The 25,205-nt window shown below is 71.5% G+C and carries 28 protein-coding genes and 1 riboswitch; of the genes, 10 read left to right on the forward strand and 18 right to left on the reverse strand.

What is annotated here, in order from left to right; all coding sequences use genetic code 11:
- Nucleotides 1-38: 38 nt before the first annotated feature.
- From ACIBVL_RS01890 to ACIBVL_RS01915, 6 genes are all read right to left on the reverse strand, one after another.
- Nucleotides 39-1,058 (reverse strand): hypothetical protein, encoded by a 1,020-nt coding sequence (locus ACIBVL_RS01890; protein WP_399090169.1) that lies wholly within the window; start codon nucleotides 1,056-1,058, stop codon nucleotides 39-41.
- Nucleotides 1,059-1,114: 56 nt separating this feature from the next.
- Nucleotides 1,115-2,038, reverse strand: coding sequence for a methylenetetrahydrofolate reductase [NAD(P)H] (metF, locus tag ACIBVL_RS01895; protein ID WP_399090173.1), 924 nt, complete (start codon nucleotides 2,036-2,038; stop codon nucleotides 1,115-1,117).
- Between the two features lie 116 nt (nucleotides 2,039-2,154).
- Nucleotides 2,155-2,802: a thiamine phosphate synthase gene (gene thiE / locus ACIBVL_RS01900; protein WP_399090176.1), complete on the reverse strand. Its 648-nt coding sequence runs from the start codon at nucleotides 2,800-2,802 to the stop codon at nucleotides 2,155-2,157.
- An 85-nt stretch (nucleotides 2,803-2,887) separates the two neighbouring features.
- On the reverse strand, nucleotides 2,888-3,253 hold the full coding sequence (locus ACIBVL_RS01905) for an Rv2175c family DNA-binding protein (protein ID WP_399090179.1): 366 nt from the start codon (nucleotides 3,251-3,253) through the stop codon (nucleotides 2,888-2,890).
- Between the two features lie 128 nt (nucleotides 3,254-3,381).
- Complete coding sequence (locus ACIBVL_RS01910) at nucleotides 3,382-4,629, reverse strand: NAD(P)/FAD-dependent oxidoreductase (RefSeq protein WP_399090182.1); 1,248 nt, start codon at nucleotides 4,627-4,629, stop codon at nucleotides 3,382-3,384.
- Between the two features lie 32 nt (nucleotides 4,630-4,661).
- A complete protein-coding gene (locus tag ACIBVL_RS01915; RefSeq protein ID WP_399090185.1) occupies nucleotides 4,662-5,012 on the reverse strand; it encodes a hypothetical protein in 351 nt (116 codons plus the stop codon).
- Between the two features lie 53 nt (nucleotides 5,013-5,065).
- A riboswitch (TPP riboswitch) is annotated at nucleotides 5,066-5,177 on the forward strand.
- Between ACIBVL_RS01915 and thiO the strand changes: the two genes are divergently transcribed.
- From thiO to ACIBVL_RS01940, 5 genes are all read left to right on the forward strand, one after another.
- A complete protein-coding gene (gene thiO / locus ACIBVL_RS01920; protein ID WP_399090187.1) occupies nucleotides 5,175-6,341 on the forward strand; it encodes a glycine oxidase ThiO in 1,167 nt (388 codons plus the stop codon). (Overlaps the previous riboswitch by 3 nt.)
- Nucleotides 6,338-6,538: a sulfur carrier protein ThiS gene (gene thiS, locus ACIBVL_RS01925; protein WP_399090190.1), complete on the forward strand. Its 201-nt coding sequence runs from the start codon at nucleotides 6,338-6,340 to the stop codon at nucleotides 6,536-6,538. The genes thiO and thiS overlap by 4 nt, the downstream gene beginning before the upstream one ends.
- Nucleotides 6,539-6,543: 5 nt before the next feature.
- Nucleotides 6,544-7,338 (forward strand): thiazole synthase, encoded by a 795-nt coding sequence (locus tag ACIBVL_RS01930; RefSeq protein ID WP_399090193.1) that lies wholly within the window; start codon nucleotides 6,544-6,546, stop codon nucleotides 7,336-7,338.
- Between the two features lie 123 nt (nucleotides 7,339-7,461).
- On the forward strand, nucleotides 7,462-9,411 hold the full coding sequence (pknB, locus tag ACIBVL_RS01935) for a Stk1 family PASTA domain-containing Ser/Thr kinase (RefSeq protein WP_399090196.1): 1,950 nt from the start codon (nucleotides 7,462-7,464) through the stop codon (nucleotides 9,409-9,411).
- Nucleotides 9,412-9,521: 110 nt separating this feature from the next.
- The gene (locus tag ACIBVL_RS01940) at nucleotides 9,522-10,409 is read left to right on the forward strand and encodes a deoxyribonuclease IV (protein WP_399091979.1); all 888 of its coding nucleotides are present in this window, start codon (nucleotides 9,522-9,524) and stop codon (nucleotides 10,407-10,409) included.
- A 13-nt stretch (nucleotides 10,410-10,422) separates the two neighbouring features.
- Here ACIBVL_RS01940 and ACIBVL_RS01945 read toward each other — a convergent pair whose 3' ends face one another.
- Nucleotides 10,423-11,055 carry a sulfite oxidase-like oxidoreductase gene (locus ACIBVL_RS01945; protein ID WP_399090199.1) on the reverse strand — a complete coding sequence of 211 codons (633 nt, stop codon included), beginning with the start codon at nucleotides 11,053-11,055 and terminating at the stop codon, nucleotides 10,423-10,425.
- A gap of 185 nt (nucleotides 11,056-11,240) precedes the next feature.
- On the opposite strand from ACIBVL_RS01945, the gene bfr reads away from it, so the two are divergent.
- Nucleotides 11,241-11,720, forward strand: a complete 480-nt coding sequence (bfr, locus tag ACIBVL_RS01950) for a bacterioferritin (protein ID WP_399090202.1) — start codon at nucleotides 11,241-11,243, stop codon at nucleotides 11,718-11,720.
- A gap of 10 nt (nucleotides 11,721-11,730) precedes the next feature.
- On the opposite strand, the gene ACIBVL_RS01955 is transcribed toward bfr, so the two are convergent.
- Complete coding sequence (locus ACIBVL_RS01955) at nucleotides 11,731-11,973, reverse strand: bacterioferritin-associated ferredoxin (protein ID WP_399090205.1); 243 nt, start codon at nucleotides 11,971-11,973, stop codon at nucleotides 11,731-11,733.
- Between the two features lie 124 nt (nucleotides 11,974-12,097).
- The gene (locus tag ACIBVL_RS01960; protein WP_399090208.1) at nucleotides 12,098-13,450 is read right to left on the reverse strand and encodes a class II 3-deoxy-7-phosphoheptulonate synthase; all 1,353 of its coding nucleotides are present in this window, start codon (nucleotides 13,448-13,450) and stop codon (nucleotides 12,098-12,100) included.
- A 120-nt stretch (nucleotides 13,451-13,570) separates the two neighbouring features.
- Here ACIBVL_RS01960 and ACIBVL_RS01965 point away from each other — a divergent pair, with 120 nt between their 5' ends.
- Together ACIBVL_RS01965 and ACIBVL_RS01970 are read left to right on the forward strand one after the other, a co-directional pair.
- Nucleotides 13,571-13,636 (forward strand): trp operon leader peptide, encoded by a 66-nt coding sequence (locus ACIBVL_RS01965; protein WP_399091982.1) that lies wholly within the window; start codon nucleotides 13,571-13,573, stop codon nucleotides 13,634-13,636.
- A 102-nt stretch (nucleotides 13,637-13,738) separates the two neighbouring features.
- Nucleotides 13,739-15,619, forward strand: coding sequence for an anthranilate synthase family protein (locus ACIBVL_RS01970; RefSeq protein WP_399090211.1), 1,881 nt, complete (start codon nucleotides 13,739-13,741; stop codon nucleotides 15,617-15,619).
- Here the strand turns inward: ACIBVL_RS01970 and ACIBVL_RS01975 are convergent.
- The 4 genes from ACIBVL_RS01975 to ACIBVL_RS01990 all read right to left on the reverse strand — a co-directional run bounded on the left by ACIBVL_RS01975 (nucleotide 15,571) and on the right by ACIBVL_RS01990 (nucleotide 19,338).
- Nucleotides 15,571-16,566, reverse strand: a complete 996-nt coding sequence (locus tag ACIBVL_RS01975) for a 2-hydroxyacid dehydrogenase (protein WP_399090214.1) — start codon at nucleotides 16,564-16,566, stop codon at nucleotides 15,571-15,573. The two genes, ACIBVL_RS01970 and ACIBVL_RS01975, sit on opposite strands and share 49 nt — an antisense overlap.
- Nucleotides 16,567-16,641: 75 nt before the next feature.
- A complete protein-coding gene (locus ACIBVL_RS01980) occupies nucleotides 16,642-17,325 on the reverse strand; it encodes a response regulator (protein WP_399090217.1) in 684 nt (227 codons plus the stop codon).
- Nucleotides 17,322-18,548, reverse strand: coding sequence for a MacS family sensor histidine kinase (macS, locus tag ACIBVL_RS01985; RefSeq protein WP_399090220.1), 1,227 nt, complete (start codon nucleotides 18,546-18,548; stop codon nucleotides 17,322-17,324). Before macS ends, ACIBVL_RS01980 begins: the two co-directional genes overlap by 4 nt.
- Nucleotides 18,549-18,579: 31 nt before the next feature.
- Complete coding sequence (locus tag ACIBVL_RS01990) at nucleotides 18,580-19,338, reverse strand: lysophospholipid acyltransferase family protein (protein ID WP_399091985.1); 759 nt, start codon at nucleotides 19,336-19,338, stop codon at nucleotides 18,580-18,582.
- 158 nt (nucleotides 19,339-19,496) lie between these two features.
- Here ACIBVL_RS01990 and ACIBVL_RS01995 point away from each other — a divergent pair, with 158 nt between their 5' ends.
- Complete coding sequence (locus ACIBVL_RS01995) at nucleotides 19,497-20,276, forward strand: alpha/beta hydrolase (protein WP_399090223.1); 780 nt, start codon at nucleotides 19,497-19,499, stop codon at nucleotides 20,274-20,276.
- Nucleotides 20,269-20,922, forward strand: coding sequence for a hypothetical protein (locus ACIBVL_RS02000; RefSeq protein ID WP_399090226.1), 654 nt, complete (start codon nucleotides 20,269-20,271; stop codon nucleotides 20,920-20,922). The genes ACIBVL_RS01995 and ACIBVL_RS02000 overlap by 8 nt, the downstream gene beginning before the upstream one ends.
- On the opposite strand, the gene ACIBVL_RS02005 is transcribed toward ACIBVL_RS02000, so the two are convergent.
- The 5 genes from ACIBVL_RS02005 to ACIBVL_RS02025 all read right to left on the reverse strand — a co-directional run bounded on the left by ACIBVL_RS02005 (nucleotide 20,919) and on the right by ACIBVL_RS02025 (nucleotide 25,178).
- On the reverse strand, nucleotides 20,919-21,674 hold the full coding sequence (locus tag ACIBVL_RS02005; protein WP_399090229.1) for an endonuclease/exonuclease/phosphatase family protein: 756 nt from the start codon (nucleotides 21,672-21,674) through the stop codon (nucleotides 20,919-20,921). The genes ACIBVL_RS02000 and ACIBVL_RS02005 overlap by 4 nt on opposite strands.
- 71 nt (nucleotides 21,675-21,745) lie before the next feature.
- Complete coding sequence (locus ACIBVL_RS02010) at nucleotides 21,746-22,699, reverse strand: ROK family glucokinase (RefSeq protein WP_399090232.1); 954 nt, start codon at nucleotides 22,697-22,699, stop codon at nucleotides 21,746-21,748.
- Between the two features lie 164 nt (nucleotides 22,700-22,863).
- Nucleotides 22,864-23,355: a DUF5304 domain-containing protein gene (locus ACIBVL_RS02015; RefSeq protein ID WP_399090235.1), complete on the reverse strand. Its 492-nt coding sequence runs from the start codon at nucleotides 23,353-23,355 to the stop codon at nucleotides 22,864-22,866.
- Between the two features lie 100 nt (nucleotides 23,356-23,455).
- The gene (locus ACIBVL_RS02020) at nucleotides 23,456-24,622 is read right to left on the reverse strand and encodes an ArsA family ATPase (protein WP_399090239.1); all 1,167 of its coding nucleotides are present in this window, start codon (nucleotides 24,620-24,622) and stop codon (nucleotides 23,456-23,458) included.
- Nucleotides 24,623-24,737: 115 nt separating this feature from the next.
- Nucleotides 24,738-25,178, reverse strand: coding sequence for an SRPBCC family protein (locus ACIBVL_RS02025; protein ID WP_399090241.1), 441 nt, complete (start codon nucleotides 25,176-25,178; stop codon nucleotides 24,738-24,740).
- Between the last annotated feature and the right edge of the window lie 27 nt (nucleotides 25,179-25,205).

Genomic DNA, 25,205 nt, shown 5'->3' on the forward strand with positions numbered 1-25,205 from the left:
GAGAACCGACACCGCGGGTCGGAAACCGGTCCTGGTCGTCAGAACCGGTACTGGTCGTCGTACCCGTTGCCCTGCCCGTGCTGCTGCCCCTGCCCGTCACCCTGGTAGGGGTACTGCTGCTCGGGCGGGAGGTCACCGCCCAACGGGTCGTCGGTGCTGCGCTGCTGGGGGACCCAGACACCGCCGGCCGGGGTCTCGCCGTAGCCGCCGGTGCCGTACTGGTCCTGGCCGTAACCCTGCTGCCCGTACTGCTGCTGGCCGTAACCGGCGTCGTAGGAGCCGCCGCCGTAGGTCTGGGTGCCGATGTACGGGTCGGAGTAGGCGGCGTACTGCTGCTCGCCGGTGGTGTCGTAGCCGTACTGCTGCTGGTTGTACCCGGAGTAGCCGTCGTAGCCGTAGGTCTGGTCGGCGCCCTGAGCGGCCGTCGCGTACTGGTCCTGGGGCTGGCCGGTGGCGGCCGCGTACGCGGCGTCGCTGTATATGCCGTAGGCGTTGGTGTCGTCGGGCATGGGCTGCGGCGAGTACACGGTGCTCTCGGCGGCGGACGGCTGAGCGCCGCGGGCGGCCGGGGTGAACACGTCGTCGCGGTCGTAGTCGTCGTCGGCCGGGGAGGCGTTGTCGGCGAAGGGGTCCCTGTCCTGGCCGTATCCCATGCCGTCGCCGCCGAAGGAGGGGTCGGCGCCGCCGCCGTAACCGGCGGCGTCTCCGGACTCCAGGTCGGTGACCTCCAGGCTCGGGTCGTGGTGCTCGGCCTTGCCGCGGCGGCGCTTGGTCAGGCTCATGGGGAGCGCCCCCTCGCCCTCCCCGCGCCGCACGGCCCAGCCCTCGGCGAAGCCGCGGCGGAACGACAGGGTGACGTAGGTCTGGCCGACGGCGAAGGCGGCCGCGCCCAGCCCGATCACGATCACCGACGGAATCAGCACACCCAGCACGACACCGAGGAACCCGACGAACGCCAGCAGCCGCCAGCGCAGACGCGCCTTGTACTGCAGCAGCACCTCGCCCAGCAGCCACAGCGCGACGATGCCGAACGCGATGTAGAGGACCGTCCAGCCCATGTACGCCCCTCTCCCAGTGGCCGCTACGCAGTGTGTCGTATGTGGGTGCGACCGGTCTAGGCCTGCGGCGGGTGGTGCAGACCCAGGTTCTCGTAGATTTCCAGCGTCGCCGTGGAGTTGTTGAGCGTGATGAAGTGCAGTCCGGGCACTCCCTCGGCCAGCAGCCGTGCGCAGAACTCCGTGGCGAAGTCGATGCCAATGGAGCGTACAGCGGACGGATCGTCTTTGGCTGTGAGCATCCGCTCTTTCAGGGCGTCAGGGAAGTGGGCGTTGCTGAGCTTCGGCAGCCTCTCCAGCATCTTCACACTCGTCACCGGCAGGACTTCGGGGATGACCGGGGTCTCGCAGCCGGCCGCCGCCACCCGGTCGCGCAGACGCAGATACGACTCGGGCTGGAAGAACATCTGCGTGATGGCGTAGTCGGCGCCGGCCCGGCACTTGTCGACGAAGTGCGCGACGTCCGTGTCCCAGTCGCCGGAGCGCGGGTGCATCTCGGGGAAGGCGGCGACGCCCACGCAGAAGTCGCCCGACTCCTTGATGAGCCGGACGAGTTCGGCGGCATAGGTGAGGCCCCGCGGATGCGGGACCCAGTCGCCCATCGGGTCGCCCGGCGGGTCGCCGCGCACGGCGAGCATGTTGCGGATCCCGGCGTCGGCGTACTGGCCGATGATGTTGCGCAGCTCGGCGATGGAATGGTCCACGGCGGTGAGGTGCGCGACCGGGGTGAGGGTGGTGTCGGCGACGATCTGCTGGGTCTCCTTGACCGTGGTCGCCCTGGTGGAGCCGCCGGCGCCGTACGTCACGGAGACGAAGTCCGGGGCCACCGCCTCGACCCTGCGGAGCGCGTCCCACAGGCTCCGCTCGCCCTTGGGCGTCTTCGGCGCGTAGAACTCGAACGAGTACGTCGTCTTGCCGGTCGCCAGGATGTCGCGCACGGTGCGTGCGCGGTCCGTCCTGGTGGATGCGGTTCCAAGGGCCATACCCGCAGGTTAACCAGCGGCCGACGGTCACCCAACCGAATGCCGGATATTTGCCCGAATTGTCGGCTTGTTGTCCACCCTTCGGACAGGCCTTCGGCTGAAACCCGACCGGCCCCTCAGAGCTCGCGCAGGCGCTTCGCGAATTCCGCCGCCGCGGCACCCGGGTCGTCCGCCTCGGTGATCGCCCGGACGACCACGACCCGGCGGGCGCCCGCCTCCAGCACCTCGTCGAGGGTGCCGAGGTCGATGCCGCCGATGGCGAACCAGGGGCGGTCGGTGCCGAGGGCGGCGGTGTGGCGGACCAGGCCGAGACCGGGTGCGTGGCGGCCCGGCTTGGTGGGGGTGGGCCAGCAGGGGCCGGTGCAGAAGTAGTCCACGCCCTCCTGGACGGCGGCGGCCTCGGCCTCCGCCTCGGCGTGCGTGGAGCGGCCGATGAGGACCTCGTCGCCGAGAATGGCGCGGGCCGCGGGGACCGGCAGGTCGCCCTGGCCGAGGTGGAGGACGTCGGCGCCGGCGGCGTGGGCGACGTCCGCGCGGTCGTTGACCGCCAGCAGCTTTCCGTGCCGGGCACAGGCGTCGGCGAACACCTTCAGGTGCTCCAGCTCCTGGGCCGCCTCCATGCCCTTGTCCCGCAGCTGCACGATGTCGACTCCGCCGGCCAGGACCGCGTCCAGGAACTCAGGGAGGTCGCCCTGTCGGGTGCGGGCGTCCGTGCAGAGGTAGAGGCGGGCGTCGGCGAAACGGGCGCGGGCGGTGTCGGGCATGCGTGAGTTCCCCCCAGGGCGGCGGCGTACGAGGGCGGCGGACCGGCCCTCGTACGCCCCGGGTGTGTCGGTTGTCTTCCTCTGGTCAGACGGCGAGCGCCTGGGCGCGGCGCTTCACCTCCGTGCCACGATTCTCGCTCAGGGCCTGCGCGGGGGTGCCGGGCAGGCTCGCGTCGGGGGTGAAGAGCCACTCGAGCATCTCTTCGTCCGTGAAGCCGTCGTCCCGCAGGAGCGTCAGGGTCCCGGACAGGCCCTTGACCACCTTGTCCCCGTCGATGAAGGCGGCGGGGACGTGCAGCGCGCGGTTCTCACCGCGGCGCACGGCGATGAGCTGGCCCTCCTTGACCAGCTGCCGGACGCGCGTCACGTCGACATCGAGCATTTCCGCGATGTCGGGCAGGGTGAGCCAGGCGGGGACGAGAGCATCGATCTTTGCGTCAATCTCGGTCACGAGAACAAGCCTGCCATCTGCCACTGACAGTCGGAAGTCGGGCCGCGACGAGTCGCCGGCCGTCCGCGGCGCCGTCGTGGCCGGGCGCGCCCCCGCGACGGAGCCGAACCTCGGCGGAGCCCGGCCCCCTAGGGCCCCGCAGTCGCGTCCTTCAGGGGGCGGGCCGGGTCCGCGAGCGCCTCCGGGTCCATGCGCCGGGCGGCCTCGATCAGGCGGCGGCCCTGGGCCAGGTCACGCGGCCGGCCGACGGCCAGGAGGGCCACCAGGCGGTCCTCGCGCAGCCAGCACACCGTCCACGCCGGGCCGGACCGGTCACCGCGCCACACCATGCGGTCGGCCACGGCGTGGTGACCGGCGTACTGGACGAAGCGGCCGAACTGCTCGGACCAGAAGTACGGCACCGGGTCGTAGACGGCCGGGGGCTCGCCGGTGGCCGCGCCGACGATGTTCGCGGCGACCGTGCGCGGGCCCTGGAGGGCGTTGTCCCAGTGGTGGACGAGGAGCCGTTCGCCGTACCGTCCCGAGGGGAAGGACGCGCAGTCGCCGACCGCGTACACGTCCGGCACGGACGTGCTCAGGTGGGCGTCGGCCACGACCTCGTGGTGCGCGCCGAGTTCGACGCCGGAGCCGGCCAGCCAGGCGGTGGCGGGCCGGGCGCCGATACCGACGACCACGGCGCCGGCGGGCAGCCGGGAGCCGTCGTCGAGGACGACCGCGCCCGGTTCGACACGCTCCACGCGCGCGTGGGTGCGCAGATCGGTGCCGCTGTCGGCGTACCAGGAGGTCATCGGGGCGGCGACCTCGGCCGGCAGGGCACCGGCGAGGGGGCGGTCGGCGGCCTCCACGACGGTGACCGCGCAGCCGGCCTCGCGCGCGGCGGTGGCGAACTCCGCGCCGATCCAGCCGGCGCCGACGACCACGATGTCGTGCTGCCGGGCGAGCACCGGCCGCAGCCGTTCGGCGTCGTCCAGGGTGCGCAGCAGATGGACGCCGGGGACGCCCTCGGCGCCGGGCAGCCGGATCGGTTCGGCACCGGTGGCGAGGACGAGGACGTCGTAGGGGACCGGCCCGGCCTCGGTGTCCACCTCGTGGTCGGCGGGGCGCAGGCCGAGCACCTCGCGGCCGAGCAGCAACTCGATGCCGAGGCTCTCGAAGTCGACGTCGAAGGCGGAGCCCTCGGCCTTGCCGAGCAGGACGGCCTTGGACAGCGGAGGCCGGTCGTAGGGCTGGTGCGGCTCCGCGCCGATCAGCGTGACCGTGCCGTCGAAGCCCTGTTCGCGCAGCGCGACCGCGGTCTGCACACCGGCCATGCCCGCGCCGACGACGACCACCCGCCGCCCCGCCGGCCTGTCTTCTTCCCGCGTCTGCTCGCTCACCTGATCACCATAGACACCTGACGAATAGTCAGTCAGCGGTCGTGTGCCGTGACCTGCTCCACAACGCTCGTACCGCTGCCCTCCTGCGACTCCCAGGCCCAGGTCTCCTCCAGGCGCACCCGGCCGTCGGGCAGTGCGACGACTGTCGACACACAGCGCCCCGAGGACGTCGTCCCGTCGTGCTTGAGCTGGACGTACCGGAAGTCGAGCCGGTCGCCCTCACGGGTACCCACGAGATGCCCGCGTACGACGTCGCCGCCCCCGTAGTCCGCCCAGATCACGCCGTCCCGCTCGTGGTACGTGAAGCGGGTGCGGGTGCCGACCTGGCCCGGGGCCTGGTCGGCGACGGGGGCGAGGACGAGGCCGTCCAGCGAGCCGGGCATGACGAAGGCTCCCTTTACACAGGCGTGGAACCACGGGCTAGGGTGACCCAACGTAGAGCACTCGCGGGAGCCCGGACGCACCGGGCTGAGAGGGAGGCTGGCGGCCTCCGACCGTACGAACCTGATCCGGGTCATGCCGGCGAAGGGAGGGGCTGGACGCCCATGTCGCGTACACGTACATCCGATGTCCTGGTCGTCGGGGGCGGGATCATCGGCCTGGTCACGGCCTGGCGGGCCGCGCAGCGCGGGTTCGCCACGACGGTGGTGGACCCCGAGCCGGGCGGTGGGGCCGCACGGGTGGCGGCCGGGATGCTGGCCGCCGTCACCGAGCTCCACTACGGCGAGCAGACCCTGCTGGGCCTGAACCTGGCCTCGGCCCGCCGCTATCCGGACTTCGCGGCCGAACTGACGGAGGTCACCGGGCAGGATCTCGGCTACCGCCGGTGCGGCACGCTCGCGGTGGCGCTGGACGCCGACGACCGCGCCCACCTGCGGGAACTGCACATGCTGCAGGCGCAGTCGGGGCTGGAGTCGGAGTGGCTCACGGGGCGGGAGTGCCGGCGCCTGGAGCCGATGCTCGCGCCCGGGGTGCGGGGCGGGCTGCGGGTGGACGGCGATCACCAGGTCGATCCCCGGCGGCTGGCCGACGCGCTCGTCACCGCGTGCGAGCGGGCGGGCGTGGTCTTCCGCCGCGCGTGGGCCGAACGGCTGTCCGTGACGGGCGGGCGGGCGTCGGGGGTCGTGACGGGGGACGGCACGGCGTTGGAGGCGGGGCAGGTGGTACTCGCGGCCGGAAGCCTCAGCGGGCGCCTCGCGGGCGTCCCGGAGGACGTACTGCCCCCGGTCCGGCCGGTGAAGGGGCAGGTGCTGCGGCTGACGGTGCCGCCTCGGTTCGCGCCGTTCCTGAGCCGTACCGTGCGGGCCGTCGTCCGAGGGAGTCAGGTGTATCTGGTGCCGCGGGAGAACGGCGAGCTGGTCGTGGGCGCCACGAGCGAGGAGCTGGGCTGGGACACGACGGTGACGGCGGGGGGCGTGTACGAACTTCTGCGCGACGCCCACGAACTGGTGCCGGGGATCACGGAACTGCCGTTGACGGAAACCCGCGCGGGACTGCGCCCCGGTTCCCCGGACAACGCGCCGCTGCTCGGGCCGACGGACCTGGACGGGCTGCTGCTGGCCACCGGGCACTACCGCAACGGGGTGCTGCTGACACCGGTGACCGGTGACGCGATGGCGCACGCCCTTGCCACCGGTGAACTCCCCGACGAGGTCCGTCCCTTCACACCCCGGCGCTTCGGTGCCGCCGCCCTCACGGAGCAGCCCGCGTGAACATCTCGGTGAACGGCGAGCGGCAGGTGGTCGCTCCCGGTACGGCCCTCGACAGCGTCGTACGGTCCCTGACTCCGGCGCCCTCCGGGGTGGCCGCCGCGCTCAACGAAACCGTCGTCCCGCGCGCGCAGTGGTCCGCCACGGCGCTCCGCGAGGGTGACCGCGTGGAAGTCCTGACCGCCGTGCAGGGGGGCTGAGCGCCATGGCCGACGATCTCTTCGTCCTCGGGGGTACGTCCTTCTCGTCCCGTCTGATCATGGGTACGGGGGGTGCGCCCAGCCTGGAGGTGCTGGAGCGGGCGCTGGTGGCGTCCGGGACCGAGCTGACGACGGTCGCGATGCGGCGGGTGAACCCAGAGGTGCGGGGCTCCGTGCTGTCGGTGCTCGAGCGGCTGGGCATCCGGGTGCTGCCGAACACGGCGGGGTGCTTCACGGCCGGGGAGGCCGTGCTGACGGCCCGGCTGGCGCGGGAGGCGCTGGGCACCTCGCTGATCAAGCTGGAGGTCATCGCCGACGAGCGGACCCTGCTGCCGGATCCGGTGGAGTTGCTGGAGGCGGCGGAGACGCTGGTGGACGACGGGTTCACGGTGTTGCCCTACACGAACGACGATCCTGTGCTGGCGCGGAAGCTGGAGGATGCCGGCTGTGCCGCCGTCATGCCGCTGGGGTCCCCGATCGGATCGGGACTCGGCATCCGCAACCCCCACAACTTCCAGCTGATCGTCGAGCACGCGCGCGTGCCGGTGATTCTGGATGCGGGGGCCGGTACGGCGTCGGACGTGGCGCTGGCGATGGAGTTGGGGTGCGCGGGGGTGATGCTGGCGTCGGCGGTGACGCGGGCGGCGGACCCCGAGCGGATGGCGTCGGCCATGCGGGCCGGGGTCGAGGCGGGAAGGCTGGCCCGGCTCGCGGGCCGGATCCCCCGCCGTTACTTCGCGGAGGCGTCCTCGCCCACGGAGGGCCTGGCCGCCCTGGACCCCGAGCGCCCCGCCTTCTGATCTCCCGCCGAAAGCGCTCCCTCCGTCTCTCGGCCCGTGGTTCGCGTCACAGGTCGGCTGCAGTCCTGCTCCGAAGGGGTGGAAGGGGGGGACGTGTCAGTGGTGGCTCGTAGACTCGCCTGCGTGGACACGACCCTTCAGGACCCTCTGGTCGGGCAGGTGCTCGACGGTCGGTATCGCGTCGACGCGCGTATCGCGGTGGGCGGGATGGCCACGGTCTATCGGGCCGTGGACACCCGTCTCGACCGTGTGCTCGCTCTCAAGGTGATGCATCCGGCGCTCGCGGCCGACGGGTCGTTCGTCGAGCGGTTCATCCGTGAGGCCAAGTCCGTGGCGCGGCTCGCGCACCCCAATGTCGTCCAGGTGTTCGACCAGGGGACCGACGGGTCGTATGTGTATCTCGCCATGGAGTACATCGCCGGGTGCACGCTGCGTGATGTGCTGCGCGAGCGCGGGGCGCTGCAGCCGAGGGCCGCCTTCGACATCCTGGAGCCCGTGCTCGCCGCGCTCGGCGCCGCGCACCGGGCCGGCTTCGTCCACCGGGACATGAAGCCGGAGAATGTGCTGATAGGGGACGACGGCCGGGTCAAGGTCGCGGACTTCGGCCTGGTGCGGTCCGTGGACACCGTCACCAGTACGACGGGTGCCGTGCTCGGGACCGTCTCGTATCTCGCCCCCGAGCAGATAGAGCAGCCCGGTGCCGCCGCCCCCGGGGTGGACGTCTACGCGTGCGGTGTCGTCCTCTACGAGATGCTCACCGGTGAGAAGCCGCACGACGGCGACTCCCCCGCGATCGTGCTCTACAAGCATCTCCACGAAAACGTTCCGCCGCCTTCCGCCGCCGTGCCCGGGCTGCCGTTCGAGCTGGACGAACTCGTGGCGTCGGCCACCGCCCGCACCCCGGACGTCCGGCCGTACGACGCCGTCGCGCTGCTCGGGCAGGTCCGGGACGCACGCGCCGCCCTGAGCGAGGAGCAGCTGGACGCCCTGCCCCCGCAGGCCGTGTCCGCCGGGCACGACAACGCGGAGGACCGTACGAGCGTCATTCCGCGCTCGCTGACCGTGCCGCGGCTGCTGCCGGTCGACGAGGACGATGTGCCCGGCGCCGAGGGTGGCCCCCTCGGCCTCGACCACACCTCGCGGTTGCAGAGTCCGCCGCCGCTGCCGCCCCGGGGCCGTTCCGCGCGGGCCCCGCGTGGGATGCTCGCGCTCATCACCGTCGTCCTGCTGGTGATCGGCGTCGGAGCCGGCGTCTGGTACATCAACTCGGGCCAGTTCACCAAGGTCCCCGCGGTGCTGACGCAGACCCGGGCGAAGGCCGAGAAGCGGCTGGAGGCGGCCGGGCTGGAAGTCGGCAAGGTCGAGCACGCCTACAGCGACACCGTAAAGCGCGGGACGGTCATCAGTACGGACCCGGGGCCGGGCGAGCGGATCCGCAAACACGACTCGGTCACGCTCACCGTCTCCGACGGCCCGCAGACCGTGAAGGTGCCGGACGTGACGGGTTCCCGGCTGGACAAGGCCAAGGAACTGCTGGAGTCCGACGGCCTTGAGCCGGGGCTGGTCACCAAGGAGTTCAGCGACGACGTCGTCAAGGGCTTCGTGATCGGCACCACCCCGGCGGCAGGCACCGAGCGGCGTGCGGGGTCCGCCGTCTCGATCGTCGTCAGCCAGGGCAGCCCGATCGACGTCCCGGACGTCACCGGCGAGGACCTGGACGACGCCAAGGCCGAGCTGGAGGAGGCCGGCCTGAAGGTGGAGGTCGCCGCCGAGCAGGTCAACTCCGAGTTCGACAAGGGCCAGGTCGCGGCGCAGACCCCGGAGGCGGACAGCCGGGCCGCCGACGGCGACACGGTGACGCTGACCCTGTCCAAGGGCCCGGAGATGGTCGAGGTCCCGGACGTGGTCGGCGACAGCGTCGACGACGCGAAGGAGTCGCTGGAGGCCGCCGGCTTCGAGGTCAAGGAGGACCGCGGGCTGCTCGGACTGTTCGGCGACACCGTGAAGAAGCAGTCCGTGGAAGGCGGCGAGAGCGCGCCCAAGGGGTCGACGATCACGATCACCATCCGGTGACCATCCAGTGAGCGGGCGGTGCCGGGGCGGTGCTCGGGGCATGACACCCTGAACGGGTGAGTCAGAACCACCCTGTCCCCCCGAACACCGCCGTCCCGAGCGACTCCGTCCTGAACGACCCCGTTCCGAACCGCGCCTTCCCGTCCCGCAACCCCGTCGGCGGCCATGTTCCGGTGGCCGGCGGACTGCACTCCGTGGGGCTGTCGTACGCCCATGACCTCAAGGCAGAGACGGTCCAGGTCTTCGTCGCCAACCCGCGCGGCTGGGCCACACCGGCCGGCAACCCGGCGCAGGACGAGGCGTTCCGGGAGACCTGTACGGCGGAGTCGATCCCGGCGTATGTCCACGCGCCGTACCTGATCAACTTCGGGTCGCACACCGAGGCGACGGTGGAGAGGTCGGTGGAGTCGCTGCGGCACTCACTGCGCCGGGGGCGGGCGATCGGTGCGCTGGGTGTGGTGGTGCACACGGGCAGCGCGACGGGCGGGCGGGAGCGGTCCGTGGCGCTGAAGCAGGTGCGGGACCATCTGCTGCCGCTGCTGGACGAGCTGACCCATGACGACGACCCGTTCCTGCTCCTGGAGTCCACCGCCGGGCAGGGCGCCTCCCTCTGCTCCCGGGCCTGGGACTTCGGGCCGTATTTCGAGGCGCTGGACGCCCACCCGAAGCTCGGCGTCTGCCTCGACACCTGCCACATGTTCGCCGCCGGGCACGACCTGACCGGCCCGTCCGGCATGCACCGGACCCTCGACCTGCTGGTGGACACCGTCGGTGAGGGCCGGCTGAAGCTGATCCACGCCAACGACTCCAAGGACGTCGTCGGTGCCCACAAGGACCGGCACGAGAACATCGGTGCGGGTCATATCGGCGAGGACCCGTTCCGCGCCCTGATGACCCACCCGGCGACGGCGAACGTGCCCCTGGTCATCGAGACACCCGGTGGCAAGGAGGGTCACGCGGCGGACGTGGAACGCCTGAAGAAACTCCGGGACGGCTGAGCCGGGCCGGGGCTCAGAGGTCGGGACCCTCCCCGGGCCCCTCCTGGTAGGAGTAGCGCTGTTCCTTCCAGGGGTCGCCGATGTTGTGGTAGCCGCGTTCCTCCCAGAAGCCCCGGCGATCGGCGGTCATGTACTCGACGCCGCGGACCCACTTGGGCCCCTTCCAGGCGTAGAGGTGAGGGACGACCAGGCGGACCGGGAAGCCGTGCTCGGCGGTGAGGAGCTCGCCGTCCTTGTGGGTGGCGAAGATCGTGCGCTCGGAGGCGAAGTCCGTGAGGCGCAGGTTGGAGCTGAAGCCGTACTCCGCCCAGACCATCACATGGGTGACACCGTCGGCGGGCGGGGCGAGCTCCAGGATCGTCCGGGCCGGGATCCCGCCCCACTCGGCGCCGAGCATGCTGAACTTCGTCACACAGTGCAGATCGGCCACGACGGTCGTGTACGGGAGGGCGGTGAACTCCTCGTGGTTCCAGCAGCGCTTCTCCCCGTCGGCGGTCGCGCCGAAGACCCGGAACTCCCAGCGCTCGGGCCGGAACTTGGGGACCGGGCCGTAGTGGGTGACCGGCCAGCCCCGCTGCAGTCGCTGTCCCGGCGGAAGCTCGGACGGTGCTGCTGCTCCAGATTCGCGCTCCACCGGCTGACCCATGTCTCCATCCTGACAGACCCGACACAGTGCACATGACCAGGCATGTGCCACCTTCTCCGGAATCGGGCAACTCACACTAAGCATGCACTAACTTACTAAGTACGCACTTACTGGACGATCTTCTGTACCGGTGCAATCATGCGGCGGCAGCCTCCCCGACTCCCCATGTGGAAGGAGCCTCTGCGATGCAGGGCGACCCCGAGGTCATCGAGTTTCTCAACGAGCAGCTCACCGGCGAGCTCACCGCGATCAACCAGTACTTCCTCCACGCCAAGATGCAGGAGAACTTCGGCTGGACGAAGCTCGCCAAGTACACCCGGCACGAGTCCTTCGACGAGATGAAGCACGCGGAGGTGCTCACCGACCGGATCCTGTTCCTGGAGGGGCTGCCGAACTACCAGCGGCTGTTCCATGTCCGCGTGGGCCAGACCGTCAGGGAGATGTTCGAGGCGGACCGGCAGGTCGAGGTCGAGGCGATCGACCGCCTGAGGCGGGGCATCAAGGTGATGCGGGAGAAGGGCGACATCACGTCCGCGAACATCTTCGAGTCGATCCTCGCGGACGAGGAGCACCACATCGACTACCTGGACACCCAGCTGGAGCTGCTGGAGAAGCTCGGCGAGGCCCTCTACATCGCGCAGCTGATCGAGCAGCCGGAGAGCTAGTGCCGCGGCACTAGGCGGCTTCGTCCAGTTCTTCCAGTCCGTCCACCGAGGTCAGCAAGGGCCGGCCCTGGTCGACCAGCTCACGGCGCGGGCACGTGCCCCGGCCGAGGATCGCCTGGATCCGGCGTACGCAGGAGCCGCAGTCCGTCCCGGCCTTGCAGGCGGAGGCTATCTGGCGGGGGGTACAGGCTCCGTTGTCCGCATGCTGCTGGACCTGCGCTTCGGTCACACCGAAGCAACTGCAGACGTACACGCGGACTCACCTCCCGCCGGGATCGATAAGGCTAACCTAACCTTACCCGGCACTCAGTGAGGGCGAAAGTGGAGTGGGGCGCGGATCGTATGTGATCCGCGCCCCACCGCCATGCTCTCCACGATCACTGGTCGCGGTACATCTCCGCCACGAGGAACGCCAGGTCGAGGGACTGGCTGCGGTTCAGACGCGGGTCGCAGGCCGTCTCGTAGCGCTGGTGGAGGTCGTCGACGAAGATCTCGTCGCCGCCGCCCACGCACTCGGTGACATCGTCACCGGTGAGTTCGACATGGATGCCGCCCGGGTGGGTGCCGAGGCCCTTGTGGACCTCGAAGAAGCCCTTGACCTCGTCGAGCACGTCGTCGAAGCGGCGGGTCTTGTGCCCGGAGGCCGCCTCGAAGGTGTTGCCGTGCATCGGGTCGGTCACCCAGGCCACCACGGCGCCGGACGCCGTGACCTTCTCGACCAGCTCGGGCAGCTTGTCGCGGACCTTGTCGGCGCCCATGCGGACGATGAAGGTCAGCCGGCCGGGCTCACGGTCGGGGTCGAGGCGCTCGATGTACTGCAGCGCGTCCTCGGCCGTCGTCGTCGGGCCGAGCTTGATGCCGATCGGGTTACGGATCTTCGAGGCGAACTCGACGTGCGCGTGGTCCAGCTGCCGGGTGCGCTCACCGATCCACACCATGTGTCCGGAGACGTCGTACAGCCGGCCGGTGCGGGAGTCGACGCGGGTGAGCGCCGACTCGTAGTCGAGCAGCAGCGCCTCGTGCGAGGAGTAGAACTCGACCGTCTTGAACTCCTCCGGGTCGGTCCCGCAGGCCCGCATGAAGTTCAGCGCGTTGTCGATCTCGCGGGCGAGCTGCTCGTAGCGCTGGCCGGAGGGGGACGACTTCACGAAGTCCTGGTTCCAGGCGTGGACCTGACGCAGGTCGGCGTAGCCGCCGGTGGTGAAGGCGCGCACCAGGTTCAGCGTGGACGCCGAGGCGTGGTACATGCGCTTCAGGCGCTCGGGGTCCGGGATGCGGGCGGCCTCGGTGAAGTCGAAGCCGTTGACGGAGTCGCCGCGGTAGGTCGGCAGCGTCACGCCGTCGCGGGTCTCGGTCGGCTTGGAGCGCGGCTTGGAGTACTGGCCGGCGATCCGGCCGACCTTCACGACCGGCACCGAGGCGGCGTACGTCAGCACGGCGCCCATCTGGAGCAGCGTCTTCAGCTTGTTGCGGATGTGGTCGGCCGACACCGCGTCGAAGGCCTCGGCGCAGTCGCCGCCCTGGAGGAGGAACGCCTCTCCCTTGGCGACGGCCGCCATCCGGGCGCGCAGCTGGTCGCACTCGCCCGCGAAGACGAGCGGCGGATACGACTCCAGCTCCGCAACGACTGCGCGCAGAGCCTCGGGGTCGGGGTACTCGGGCTGCTGCGCCGCGGGCAGGTCTCGCCAGGTGTTGCCAGCGCTGGAGCTGGTCTTAGCGTTCACGGTCACGGACTCAACATTACGGGGTCGTGTCGCGTCGTTTTCCCCCCGGCTCGACAGGTGAGACGGAGTACCGCTCACCTGTGAAACGCGACACTCACGCGACGCCCATGGGATAAGGTGCGCTCCATGTTCGCGCTTTCGACCCAGACCAACCGGAACTGGTGGTGGACCGCTCATCCGGCGGCCCACTGACTGCGCGTACGCACGACTTCGCGAAGGCCGCCCGAGGGGCGGCCTTCGGCGTTTCCGGAGTCCGTTCCTCCTCTCTCCTCCCAGCGAGAAGGACACGGACCCATGCAGCTGCTCGACCTGCTCCACGACCCCCGCCCGTTCGCCCTGCTGCGCCGCCGCACACCGGGCCACGACCACACCGCGGTGGAACTCCTCCTCGGCCCGGTCTCCACGTACGACCGCCTCGCCGACCTCCCCGACGACGGCCTCGCGCTCGTCCCGTTCCGCCAGATCCGCGAGCGGGGCTTCGACGTCCGCGACGACGGCACACCGCTCGCCGTCCTCACCCCCGAGGAGCGCCACGACATCCCGCTCGCCGACGCGCTGGCCCAGCTCCCCGCGCACGACGTGCGCGTCGAGGGCGGAGGCTTCGACGTCGGCGACGAGGAGTACGGCGAGATCGTCGGGCGGGTGCTGAGGGACGAGATCGGGCGGGGCGAGGGCGCCAACTTCGTGATTCGGCGGACGTACGAGGGGGCGATCCCGGGGTTCTCGCGCCGGGACGCCCTCGCGCTGTTCCGGCGGCTCCTCGAAGGCGAGCGGGGCGCCTACTGGACGTTCGTCGTGCACACCGGGGAGCGCACGCTGGTCGGTGCGAGCCCCGAGGTGCATGTGCGGATGTCCGGCGGGACCGTCGTGATGAACCCGATCAGCGGGACGTACCGCTATCCGGCCGAAGGGCCCACCCCGGAGCACCTGCTGGGCTTCCTCGCGGACGGCAAGGAGATCGAGGAGCTGTCGATGGTGGTCGACGAGGAGCTCAAGATGATGTGCACCGTCGGCGACATGGGCGGAGTGGTGGTGGGCCCCCGGCTGAAGGAGATGGCGCACCTCGCGCACACCGAGTACGAGCTGCGCGGAAAGTCCTCGCTGGATGTGCGGGAGGTCCTGAAGGAGACCATGTTCGCGGCGACCGTGACCGGCTCGCCGGTGCAGAACGCCTGCCGGGTCATCGAGCGGCACGAGGTCGGGGGGCGCGGGTACTACTCCGGTGCGCTGGCGCTCCTGGGGAGGGACTCGGGCGGAGCGCAGACCCTCGACTCCCCCATTCTCATCCGGACCGCCGACATCGACGCGGCCGGGCGGCTGCGGGTGCCGGTCGGTGCCACGCTCGTGCGGGGTTCGGACCCGGCGGGCGAGGTCGCGGAGACGCACGCGAAGGCGGCGGGGGTACTGGCGGCGCTCGGTGTACGGCCGGGCAGGCCCCGGGAGGAGCACACCCGCCCCCGGCTCGCCGACGACCCCCGGGTGCGGGCCGCGCTGGACGGGCGGCGGGGTTCGCTGGCGCCGTTCTGGCTGCGGATGCAGGAGCGGACCGAGGATCTCACCGGTCACGCCCTCGTCGTCGACGGTGAGGACACGTTCACGGCGATGCTCGCGCACGTGCTGCGCTCCGGCGGCCTGGAGGTGACCGTCCGGCGCTACGACGAGCCCGGGCTGCGGGAGGCGGTCCTCGCGCACGAGGGGCCGGTGGTGCTGGGCCCCGGCCCCGGCGACCCCTCCGACCTGGACGATCCCAAGATGCGCGTGCTGCGGGACCTGACCGCACGGGTGATCCGGGACCACCGGCACGGCGTCCTCGGCGTCTGCCTCGGGCACGAGCTGATCGCCGCCGAGCTGGGGCTGGACATCGTACGGAAGGAGGTGCCGTACCAAGGGGCGCAGACGGAGATCGACCTGTTCGGGCGGACCGAGACGGTGGGCTTCTACAACAGCTTCGTGGCCCGCTGCGACGACGAGGCCCTGGCCGAGCTGGCCGCGCACGGGGTCGGGGTGAGCCGGGCCGCGAACGGGGAGGTGCACGCCGTACGGGGCTCGGGGTTCGCGGGGGTGCAGTTCCACCCGGAGTCCGTGCTGACGCTGAACGGGGCCTCGGTGGTGCGGGAGCTGGTGGCTCAGGTGCGCGGGACGAGCACGTTCTCCGAGCGGCGGCCCTCGGTGTAGTCCAGGATGTTCCGGACCGTGGCGTCGACGATCTGGCCGACGGCCTCCTCGGTGTAGTACGCCTGGTGGGAGGTGACCAGGACGTTCGGGAAGGTGACGAGGCGGGCCAGGGTGTCGTCGTCGACGGCCTCCAGGGACCGGTCCTGGAAGAACAGGCCCGCCTCCGCCTCGTAGACGTCCAGGCCGACGCCGTTGAAGCGGCCCTCGCGCAGTTCGGCGACGAGGGCCGCGGTGTCGATCAGTCCCCCGCGGCTGGAGTTGACCAGGATCGCGTCGTCCTTCATGGCCCTCAGGGCGTCGGCGTCGATGAGGTGCACGGTCTCCGGCATGAGGGGGACGTGCAGGGTGACCAGGTCGGCCTCGGCGAGGAGCCGGTCCTTGGGGACGTACTTCATGCCGAGCTCCATACAGGCGGGGTTCTCGGCGACGTCCCAGCCGAGCAGGCGCATGCCGAAGCCGTGGGCGATCCGGGTGAACGCCTCGCCGATCTTCCCGGTGCCCAGGACGCCCACGGTGCGGCCGTACATGTCCCGGCCCATCAGCCCGTCCAGGCGGAAGTCGAAGTCACGGGTGCGGGTGGAGGCCCGCACGACCCGGCGGTTGACGGCCAGGGCGAGGGTCCAGGCGAACTCGGCCACGGCGTACGGCGAGTAGTACGACACCCTCGCGACCGTCATGCCGAGACGTTCGGCGACGGCGAGGTCGATGTTGTTGAAGCCGGTGGAGCGCTGGGCGATCATCCGGGTCCCGCCGGCCGCGAGGATGTTCAGGACATGGCGGTCGAGGACGGCGTTGACGCTGGTGGAGACGGCCTCGTAGCCGGCCGCGATCGGGGCGGTGTCCTCGTTCAGGAAGACGTCCAGGCAGCGGACCTCGTGGTGACCGGCGAAGGCCCGCTCGATCAGGGGTTTCTCGTCGGCCTGGACGCCGAACGCGAGGATTTCCACAGCCGCTCCCTTTTCGCCGGGTTACAGGCGAATATACGACCCGCGCCCCCTGGGTTCAGCCGGGCACACCCCGTCTCACTCGTCGTCGAGACCCCGCTCAATCGCGTAGCGCACCAGCTCCACCCTGTTGTGCAGCTGGAGCTTGCCGAGGGTGTTCTGGACGTGGTTCTGGACCGTGCGGTGGGAGATGACCAGACGCTCGGCGATCTGCTTGTAGCTCAGGCCCTTGGCCACCAGCCGCAGCACCTCGGTCTCCCGGTCGGTGAGGCGGGGCGCGTCGAGCTCGTCGGGGCCGGAGGCCGGGCCGGGGTCGGAGGCCAGACGGCGGTACTCGCCGAGGACCAGTCCGGCCAGGCCGGGGGTGAACACCGGGTCGCCGACGGCCGTACGGCGCACCGCGTCCAGCAGTTCCTCCGTGGACGCCGACTTCAGCAGGTAGCCCGTCGCGCCGGACTTGACCGCCTCCAGTACGTCGGCGTGCTCTCCGCTCGCGGAGAGGACGAGGACGCGCAGCGCCGGGTTGGCGGCGACGACCTCCTTGCACACCTGGACACCGGGCTTGGCCGGCAGATTGAGATCCAGCACGAGCACGTCCGGGGTGGTCGCCCTGGCGCGGCGCACGGCCTGTTCGCCGTCGCCCGCGGTGGCGACCACGTCCAAGCCGGACGCCGCCAGGTCCCGGGCGACCGCGTCGCGCCACATGGGGTGGTCGTCGACCACCATGACCTTGATCGGGCCCTGCCCCTGCTCCTGGCTCATCGCTGTTCTGCCTTCCCCCGCCACACGCTCTTCTCCTTCGGTACCGTCAGTTCGACCTCCGTGCCCTGCCCCGGAGTCGAGATCAACTCGGCGCGGCCGCCGAGATCACGCAGCCGTCCCCGGATCGACTGTGCGACCCCGAGCCGCCCCTCGCCCTCGGCCTGCGCGAGCCGCCCCTCCGCGATGCCGGGCCCGTCGTCCCGCACGGTGACGATCACCTCGTCGGGCTCGTCCTCGACCAGGATCCAGGCCCGGGCCTCGTCCCCGGCGTGCCTGCGTACGTTGTCCAGGGCGGCGCCGACGGCCGCGGCCAGCTCCCTCGCGGCGGCGGGCGCCAGCAGCACCGGCGCGCCCGGCTCGGCGAGGCTGACCCGGGCGGCGGCGTACGGCGCGAGCAGGGTGCGCAGATCGAACGGCCCGTGGCTGTCCTCGGGCTCTTCCACGAGGCGTACGACGGCCCCCTCGGCCACGTCCTCCGACACCCGGGAGACCGGGACGAGCCCGCCCGAGACCAGGGTGCGCAACGCCACCTCCTGCTCACCGGCCAGCCGGCCCAGCTCGGCCGCCTCGCCGCCGATGACCGCGCCGCGCCGCTGCACCATGGCCAGCACCTGCAGCACGCCGTCGTGGATGTCCCGGGCGAGCCGCTCCCGCTCCCTCGTCGCGGCCTCGATCTCGAGGGCGCGGGCGAGAGTGCGCTCGGAGGCGCGGGCGACCTCGACGACGTAGCCGATGGCGATGGACGCGACCCAGACGAGGATCACGTTGTGGACGGTGTCGCGGGCCGGGTGGCCGCGCTCGATCAGGTTGGCGACGGCGACGGGAGTGGAGGCGAACGCGGCCCAGCGCCAGCCGCCCTTGATGGCGAACGCGAGGACCGAGCCGGCCGTCCATATCGAGGGCAGCGTGGGCCCGCCGTCCTGGATGTGCTGGTCGTTGACGACCAGCGGGGTCAGGACGATGCCGGTGAGCGCGACGGCGAGGTCCACCGCGAGGAAGCGCTTGGTGCAGGCCGCCGCGTTCTGCACCCGGGGCAGGGTGGCGAGCGTCCAGACGAGCAGGACGGCGTAGTAGGTGACGGCGATGCCGGGACGGTCGTAGTCGTCGTAGGCGGAGGCGAACAGGCCGACCGCGTACAGCATCGTCAGGACCCGGTAGCCGGTCAGCGCACGCCACAGCGGCAGCTCGACCGACATCCTCATGACTCTCTCGCGCCTGGCCATCCGCCAAGTCCCCCCGCCCCCGGAGCGCCGACTACTGCTCTTTTTCCTTCTTGGCCTGGTCCTTCTCGGCCTGCGCGAGCGCCGCCTTCGCGGCCTTCTCCGCTTCCTTCCCGGCCTTCGCCGCCTCCGCCAGCTGCCGCTTGGCGGCGGTCGCGTAGATGTCGACGTACTCCTGGCCGGAGAGCTTCATGATCTCGTACATGACCTCGTCGGTCAGCGCGCGGAGCACGAAACGGTCGTGGTCCATGCCCTCGTAGCGGCTGAAGTCCAGCGGTTTGCCGATGCGGATGCCGGGCCGCATCAGCTTCGGCATCACCTTGCCGGGCGGCTGGATCTTCTCCGTGTCGATCATGGCGACCGGGATGACGGGCGCTCCGGTGGCGAGTGCCACCCGCGCGAGACCGCCCGGTTTGCCGCGGTACAGCCGCCCGTCGGGCGAGCGCGTGCCCTCCGGGTAGATCCCGAACAGCTCGCCGCGCTCCAGGACTTCTATGCCGCTCTTGATCGCGGCCTCGCCCGCGCCGCGCGCTCCGGAGCGGTCCACCGGAAGCTGGCCGACGCCCCTGAAGAAGGCCGCCGTCAGCCGTCCCTTCACACCGGGCGTGGTGAAGTACTCGGCCTTCGCGATGAACGTGACCTTGCGGTCCAGGACCGCCGGCAGGAAGAACGAGTCGGAGAACGACAGGTGATTGCTCGCCAGGATCGCGGGGCCCTCGGCGGGAACGTTGTCGAGGCCTTCCACCCAGGGCCTGAAGGTGACCTTCAGCGGTCCCCCGACAGCAACCTTCATCGCGCCGTACAACACCCGAGTGCCTCCTGTATGTGTCATCAGACCTTAACCCGGAGCGGCGGCAAAGGCTCCGACGGCCCTGGTCGGTGTCAGTGGGGTCGCGTACCGTGAACCACACGTCCCTCCCATGAAGAACAGACGAAGACAGGAGACCGAAGGTGCCGGTCCTTCCTGGAGCCCAGCCGTACCGCCACGAGGGCGGGGAGGTCGGGGTCCTCCTCTGCCACGGCTTCACCGGTTCCCCGCAGTCGCTGCGCCCCTGGGCCCGGTATCTGGCCGGCCGGGGCCTGACCGTCTCGTTGCCGCTGCTGCCGGGGCACGGCACCCGCTGGGAGGACATGACGCCCACCGGCTGGCCCGACTGGTACGCGGAAGTCGACCGCGAGCTGCGCGCCCTGCGCGAGCGGTGCTCGAAGGTGTTCGTGGCCGGGCTGTCCATGGGCGGCGCCCTGGCCCTGCGGCTGGCCGCGAAGCACGGCGCGGGCGTGGAGGGCGTGGTCGTGGTCAATCCGGCGAACAGGGTGCACGGACTGTCCGCGTACGCCCTTCCGGTGGCCCACCACTTCGTGCGGTCGACGAAGGGCATCGTGAGCGACATCGCGAAGGAGGGCGTCCTGGAGACGGGGTACGACCGGGTGCCGCTCAGGTCGGCGCACTCCCTGCGGACCTTCCTGCGGCAGGTCGACGGAGAGCTGCCCCAGGTCACGCAGCCACTGCTGCTTCTGCACAGCGTCCAGGACCATGTCGTCCCGGCCGCCGACTCGGCCCGGATCCTGAGCCGGGTGTCGTCCACGGACGTGACCGAGATCCTCCTGGAACAGAGCTACCACGTGGCAACGTTGGACCACGATGCGGACCGGATCTTCGAGGAGAGCTACACGTTCATCGCCCGGATCGCGCCCAGTGTCGGCAAGGAAGGGACGGCCGTAGGTGGCTGAGCACGACTCCGACCGCGAGGACCGGGAGAACCGGGAGGAGCGGGACGGCCTGGATGCCCCCCGGGGCCGCGAGCCGGAGGAGCAGAGCGTGCCCTTCGACGAGGAGGCCGCGTGGGCCGCCATCGTCGCGGGGTACGGCAAGGAGCCCCCGGACCCGCCGGGGAGCAGGCCGTTCAAGTCGATCGAGGACCTGGCGCTCCCGGAGCCCGTGACGAACGACGACGAGCCCCGTGATTCCGGTGAGTCCGGTGAATCCCGTGATTCCCGCGATGTGGAGGAGGACCAGGCGCCGAAACCGGCCAAGCCGCTGGGCAGCTCGGTGTCCTTCGCGCCCGGCGTCGGACCGCGCGACTACACGACGCCGGAGCCGGCCGAGGACGACTTCGACGAGGACGACGAGGGCCACTTCGTCCCGCCGGAGCCACCGCCGCTGCCGGCCGCCGACACCACGGCCAAGTTCGCCTGGCTCGGGGTGATCGGCGGGCCGTTGCTGCTGTTGCTGGCGGTCCTGCTCGGCTGGGACATGACGTGGTGGCTGACGACGGTCTGCATCGGCGGCTTCCTCGGCGGCTTCGCCACGCTGGTGGTGCGGATGCGGCCGGACGACGAGGACGAAGGGGATCCCGGCCGAGGGGCCGTCGTCTAAGGAGCGGGGATTCTGAGGGCGGCGAGGACCGGGAGGTGGTCCGTGGCCGCCCTCAGGTCGTCGTCGGTGACGCCGGGCAGGCCGCGGGGTACGCCGCAGCCCAGGACCTCCACCCCTTTCGTCACGAAGATGCCGTCGATGCGGCGGTCGGGGGCGGCGGCGGGGAAGGTCCGGTCGTCGCCCCACGGGGCGGTCGTGCGGCAGTCCCGCAGGACGGTGGCGAGGCGGGTGAACGTGGCGCCACCCGGCCGTTCGTTGACGTCGCCGCCCGCGATCGCGTGCTCCACTCCCATTCCGGCGAGGCGGTCGAGAAGCATGCCGCCCTGCTCGTGGCGCTCCTGCCGGTCCAGACTCAGATGGCAGCTCAGCACACCGAGGCGGGCGCCCCCGATCCGGACGACGGCGGTGGCGAACCCGCGGCGGTGCCGGCCGCGGGTGAGGGGCAGGAGGACGTCCTCGGTGCGTTCTACCGTGACGCGCAGGTCGCACAGGATCGCGGGGCCCGCGGCTGTGCCGCCGCCGGTCAGGATCACCAGGTCGGCGGCCGCGGCCAGACGGGCCAGTTTCTTGCGCCAGCGGAAGAAGATCGGGGCTTCCTGGATCAGGACCAGGTCGGGGGCGCAGGCGGAGATCACTCGGGCGAGGGCGTCCGTGTCGTCCCGCATGGAGCGGATGTTGTAGGTGAGAACCCGGATGACGGCTGAACCGTCCGGTTCGGTAACCGAGTTGGGAAGCACCAAGGTGGTCGCCATAGCGATCAACATACGACGGTGCCCGCCGTCCCGGGACCGGACACGGCGGGCACCGCCCTGCTGGAACGCCCTTACATGATCGGGTCGGGTTCTCTTGCCAGGTCCGCCGCGCCGACCAGGCCCGCCTTGTTGCCGAGCTGGGCCGCGATGACATCGGCGACCGGGCGCCAGTTGCCGCCGACCAGCCAGCGTTTGTAGGACTTGCGGATCGGGTCGAGGACCAGTTCGCCCTCGTCGGAGAGACCGCCGCCGACGATGAAGGCGGAGGGGTCGAAGAGGGAGGCGAGGTCGGCGAGGCCGGCGCCGGCCCAACGGGCCAGCTCGCGGTAGGAGTCGACCGCGACCGGGTCGCCCTGGCGGGCGGCCATGGAGATGTGCTTGCCCTCGATGCCGTCGGGGGTGCCGTCGCCCAGGCCGAGGAGGACCTCCGCGTTCTCCGGGGTGGCGTTGGCGCGCTGCTTGGCGTACCGGACGAGGGCGCGGCCGGAGGCGTACTGCTCCCAGCAGCCCTGCGAGCCGCAGCCGCACAGCAGACCGTCCGGGACCATGCGGATGTGCCCGAACTCGGCGGCGACGCCGAAGTGGCCGCGGCGCAGCTTGTTGCCGATGATGATGCCGCCGCCGAGGCCGGTGCCGAGCGTGATGCAGATGACGTTGCGGTGACCCTTGCCGGCGCCGAACTTGTACTCGCCCCACGCGGCGGCGTTGGCGTCGTTCTCCACGACGACCGGGAGCCCGACGCGGGCCTCGACCTTGTCCTTCAGCGGTTCCTGGCGCCAGTCGATGTTGGGCGCGAAGTAGACGGTGGAGCGCTGGCGGTTGACGTAACCGGCCGCTCCGATGCCCACGCCGACGATCTCGTGGCCCGCGCGGGCGCCCTCCACCGCCGAGGCGATGGCGTCCACGATGGCCTCGGGCGTGGTGGGCGTCGGCACCTTGAAGGTCGAGAGGATGTTGCCTTCCTCGTCGACCACGCCGGCCGCGATCTTCGTGCCGCCGATGTCGACGCCGATGGTGAGTCCCATGAATCCCTCAGTTTCGGTCGAGCCCCGCTACGGCCAACGGTACCCGAGGCCCTGCCGTCGCCGGTCCCGTCGTCCGTCCGGCGGACAGGGCCGGCGGAGAGGCCCGGCGGACAGGGCCGGCGACATCCTGAGGGAACCCCTCGGCGGGTGCTCGCGCCCAGCCCTCAGTCCAGGTCGATGCGCTGGCCGGGACCGGTGCCCTCGTCGCCGTCGCGTGGGTCGTCGCGCAGGTCCTGGGTGCGGCTGGTCCAGCGCTGTTCCTGGTGCTGGACCGCGGAGCGGTAGGCGGCGAGCAGTTCGCTGCCGGCCACCGCGAGGTGGTCGAAGACGTCGGGGTTGCGCTCGATGACGGGCTCGACGGCGGCCTTGGCCTGCTCGACGACCTGCCGGACCACCTGCTGGGCGGCGGGACCCGCGACCGCGCCGAGCAGCGGCGACTGGAAGCCGGAGAGCTTGTCGGCGACGGCGTCGACGAGTTTGCGCAGCTCCTCGGCGGCCGAGCCCTCCGGCCGGCCCTGCTCGGCACGCCGGCGGGCCTTCTCCCGGTCCAGGTCCTCGGCACAGGCGGTGGCCCAGGCGTCGGCGTCGGTCGCGCGGGGCTCCTCGGCGACGGCCTCGTCCCCGGTGGCGTCGGGCGTGGGGCGCTCTTCGCTCATGACGGACTCCTGATGGCTCCTGGCTCCTGAAAGCTCCTTGAGGGACGACGCCTGGTTACGGATCGTCTCCTTCGACGTTACCCGAACGGCGGTACGTCGCTCACCGTCCCTGCGGCCACAGGCCGGGATCCGGCGCGAAACGGATGCGCAGTTCGCCGTCGCGCAGGGCGGCGCCTTCGACGGTGCAGCGGCGCAGGGCGGAGGGCAGCGGGACGATCCGGCGGAAGGGCCCGGCGGCGAGGACGAGTTCGTCGCCGCGCCGGATGAGGTCGAGCTCGTCGCGTATGGCGCCGGGCAGCGGGAGGTGCCAGACGAGCACGCCGTCCTCGGCGAGCCGGTCGGCGACGAGCCACTCGACCGGGGAGGTGGCCGTGTTGACGCCGGGGACGCCCAGCGCGGTCAGGTCGTCGGCGCCCCGGGGGTCGTGGCCCAGGTGGGCGACGGTACGCGCGGTCCCTCCCCACTCCCCCAGGACCTTGCGCTGCTGGGTGACGAGCCGGCCGAGCCACCCGTCGTCGGCGGCCGCCTCCGGCAGGACGCGGTTGGCGACGAGGGACTCGACGGGCAGCGCGCGCAGCGCGAGACCGAGACGGGCGTCCCGGACGGCGTCGGCGCCGGCCGGCCCCGGTTCGGCGACCAGCCGCACGACGGTGTCGCGGTCGGCGAGGACCGCCTCCACGGCGGCCAGCTCCACGTCCCAGCGGGCGGTCGTCTCGTACAGCCACTCGGCGGGCATCGGCACCCCGGCGAGGCGGCCGAGTACGGGGCGCAGGGCGCGGGCGGCCTGGCGTTCCGGCGGGAGCAGGCGGCGCAGATAGCGGCGCAGTTCCTCGGGGAGGGCGAGGAGCGCGAGAGCCTGCGCGGTGGGGGGCAGGTCCACGACGAGCAGGTCGTGCGCCTCGGCGAGGGCGGCGTCCCGCAGCGCGCGCAGCAGGGTCAGCTCCTCGGCGCCGGGCAGGGGGGTGACCTCCTCGGGGTCGAGGCGGGAGGCGCCCAGGAGGTCGAGGACGGTGGAGGCGCGCTCCTGGAAGCCGGCGAGGTCGTCCCGGAAGCCGGCGGTGGCGTCGGGCCGCCAGGCGGTCAGGTGCGGCCCCGCCTGCACCGGCTTCGACCCGGTCCGCAGACCCAGCGCGGCGCCGAGGGTGTCGGTGCGGTCGGCACTGAGGACGAGGGTGCGGGTGCCGTTGCCGGCGGCGCGCAGGGCGGTGGCGGCGGCGACTGTGGTACGGCCGCTGCCACCGGGGCCGGTGATCAGGATGGTGCGCATGAGGCTGAACGGTAACCGAGACCTGTCCGGGGCGCGGGGCCGTCACCTCCGGGGGCTCCGCCGCGCGGGCCCGGCCGGCCGCGAGGCCCCGGCAGCCGAACGGGAGCCGCGCCCCCTACCGCCCAGACTCCACCCGCTTCTTCAAGCCCGCCAGTGCCCGGTCGATGATGACCTTCTCCGCCTTGCGCTTGATCATGCCCAGCATCGGGATCTTGACGTCGACCGTCAGCTGGTAGGTGACCTCGGTGGCGCCCGCCCCGGCCGGCTTCAGGAGATAGGAGCCGTCGAGCTGGCGGAGCATCTGGGACTTGACCAGGGTCCAGGAGACCTCGTGCTCGCCGGTCCAGGTGTAGCCGAGGACCTGGTCGTCCTTGATCGCGCCGGCGTCCATGACGAGCCGGACCTGCTCGGCGCGGCCCTGCTCGTCCTCCTTGAGGACCTCCGCCTGCTTCACCTCGCCGGTCCAGTCCGGGTAGCGGGCGAAGTCCGCGATCACGGCCATGACGTCGGCCGGTGCCGCCTCGATCATGATGCTCGAGCTGGTGTGTTCCGCCATCGCCGTGACTCCTCCGGATGCGGGCCC

The sequence above is a fragment of the Streptomyces sp. NPDC049687 genome (genome assembly GCF_044465285.1).
Classification (GTDB): Bacteria; Actinomycetota; Actinomycetes; order Streptomycetales; family Streptomycetaceae; genus Streptomyces.

Excerpts from the sequence above, each read along its gene's own strand:
- ACIBVL_RS01970 (WP_399090211.1), top strand. The coding sequence starts at position 13,739 with ATGCAGCTGCTCGACCTGCTCCACGACCCCCGCCCGTTCGCCCTGCTG.
- ACIBVL_RS01945 (WP_399090199.1), bottom strand. The coding sequence starts at position 11,055 with ATGGGTCAGCCGGTGGAGCGCGAATCTGGAGCAGCAGCACCGTCCGAG.
- ACIBVL_RS02010 (WP_399090232.1), bottom strand. The coding sequence starts at position 22,699 with ATGGGACTCACCATCGGCGTCGACATCGGCGGCACGAAGATCGCGGCC.
- ACIBVL_RS02015 (WP_399090235.1), bottom strand. The coding sequence starts at position 23,355 with ATGAGCGAAGAGCGCCCCACGCCCGACGCCACCGGGGACGAGGCCGTC.
- ACIBVL_RS02020 (WP_399090239.1), bottom strand. The coding sequence starts at position 24,622 with ATGCGCACCATCCTGATCACCGGCCCCGGTGGCAGCGGCCGTACCACA.
- ACIBVL_RS01980 (WP_399090217.1), bottom strand. The coding sequence starts at position 17,325 with ATGAGCCAGGAGCAGGGGCAGGGCCCGATCAAGGTCATGGTGGTCGAC.
- macS (WP_399090220.1), bottom strand. The coding sequence starts at position 18,548 with ATGGCCAGGCGCGAGAGAGTCATGAGGATGTCGGTCGAGCTGCCGCTG.
- thiE (WP_399090176.1), bottom strand. The coding sequence starts at position 2,802 with ATGCCCGACACCGCCCGCGCCCGTTTCGCCGACGCCCGCCTCTACCTC.
- metF (WP_399090173.1), bottom strand. The coding sequence starts at position 2,038 with ATGGCCCTTGGAACCGCATCCACCAGGACGGACCGCGCACGCACCGTG.
- ACIBVL_RS01890 (WP_399090169.1), bottom strand. The coding sequence starts at position 1,058 with ATGGGCTGGACGGTCCTCTACATCGCGTTCGGCATCGTCGCGCTGTGG.
- ACIBVL_RS02005 (WP_399090229.1), bottom strand. The coding sequence starts at position 21,674 with ATGGCGACCACCTTGGTGCTTCCCAACTCGGTTACCGAACCGGACGGT.
- ACIBVL_RS02025 (WP_399090241.1), bottom strand. The coding sequence starts at position 25,178 with ATGGCGGAACACACCAGCTCGAGCATCATGATCGAGGCGGCACCGGCC.
- bfr (WP_399090202.1), top strand. The coding sequence starts at position 11,241 with ATGCAGGGCGACCCCGAGGTCATCGAGTTTCTCAACGAGCAGCTCACC.
- ACIBVL_RS01930 (WP_399090193.1), top strand. The coding sequence starts at position 6,544 with ATGGCCGACGATCTCTTCGTCCTCGGGGGTACGTCCTTCTCGTCCCGT.
- thiO (WP_399090187.1), top strand. The coding sequence starts at position 5,175 with ATGTCGCGTACACGTACATCCGATGTCCTGGTCGTCGGGGGCGGGATC.
- ACIBVL_RS01990 (WP_399091985.1), bottom strand. The coding sequence starts at position 19,338 with ATGAAGGTTGCTGTCGGGGGACCGCTGAAGGTCACCTTCAGGCCCTGG.
- ACIBVL_RS01915 (WP_399090185.1), bottom strand. The coding sequence starts at position 5,012 with ATGCCCGGCTCGCTGGACGGCCTCGTCCTCGCCCCCGTCGCCGACCAG.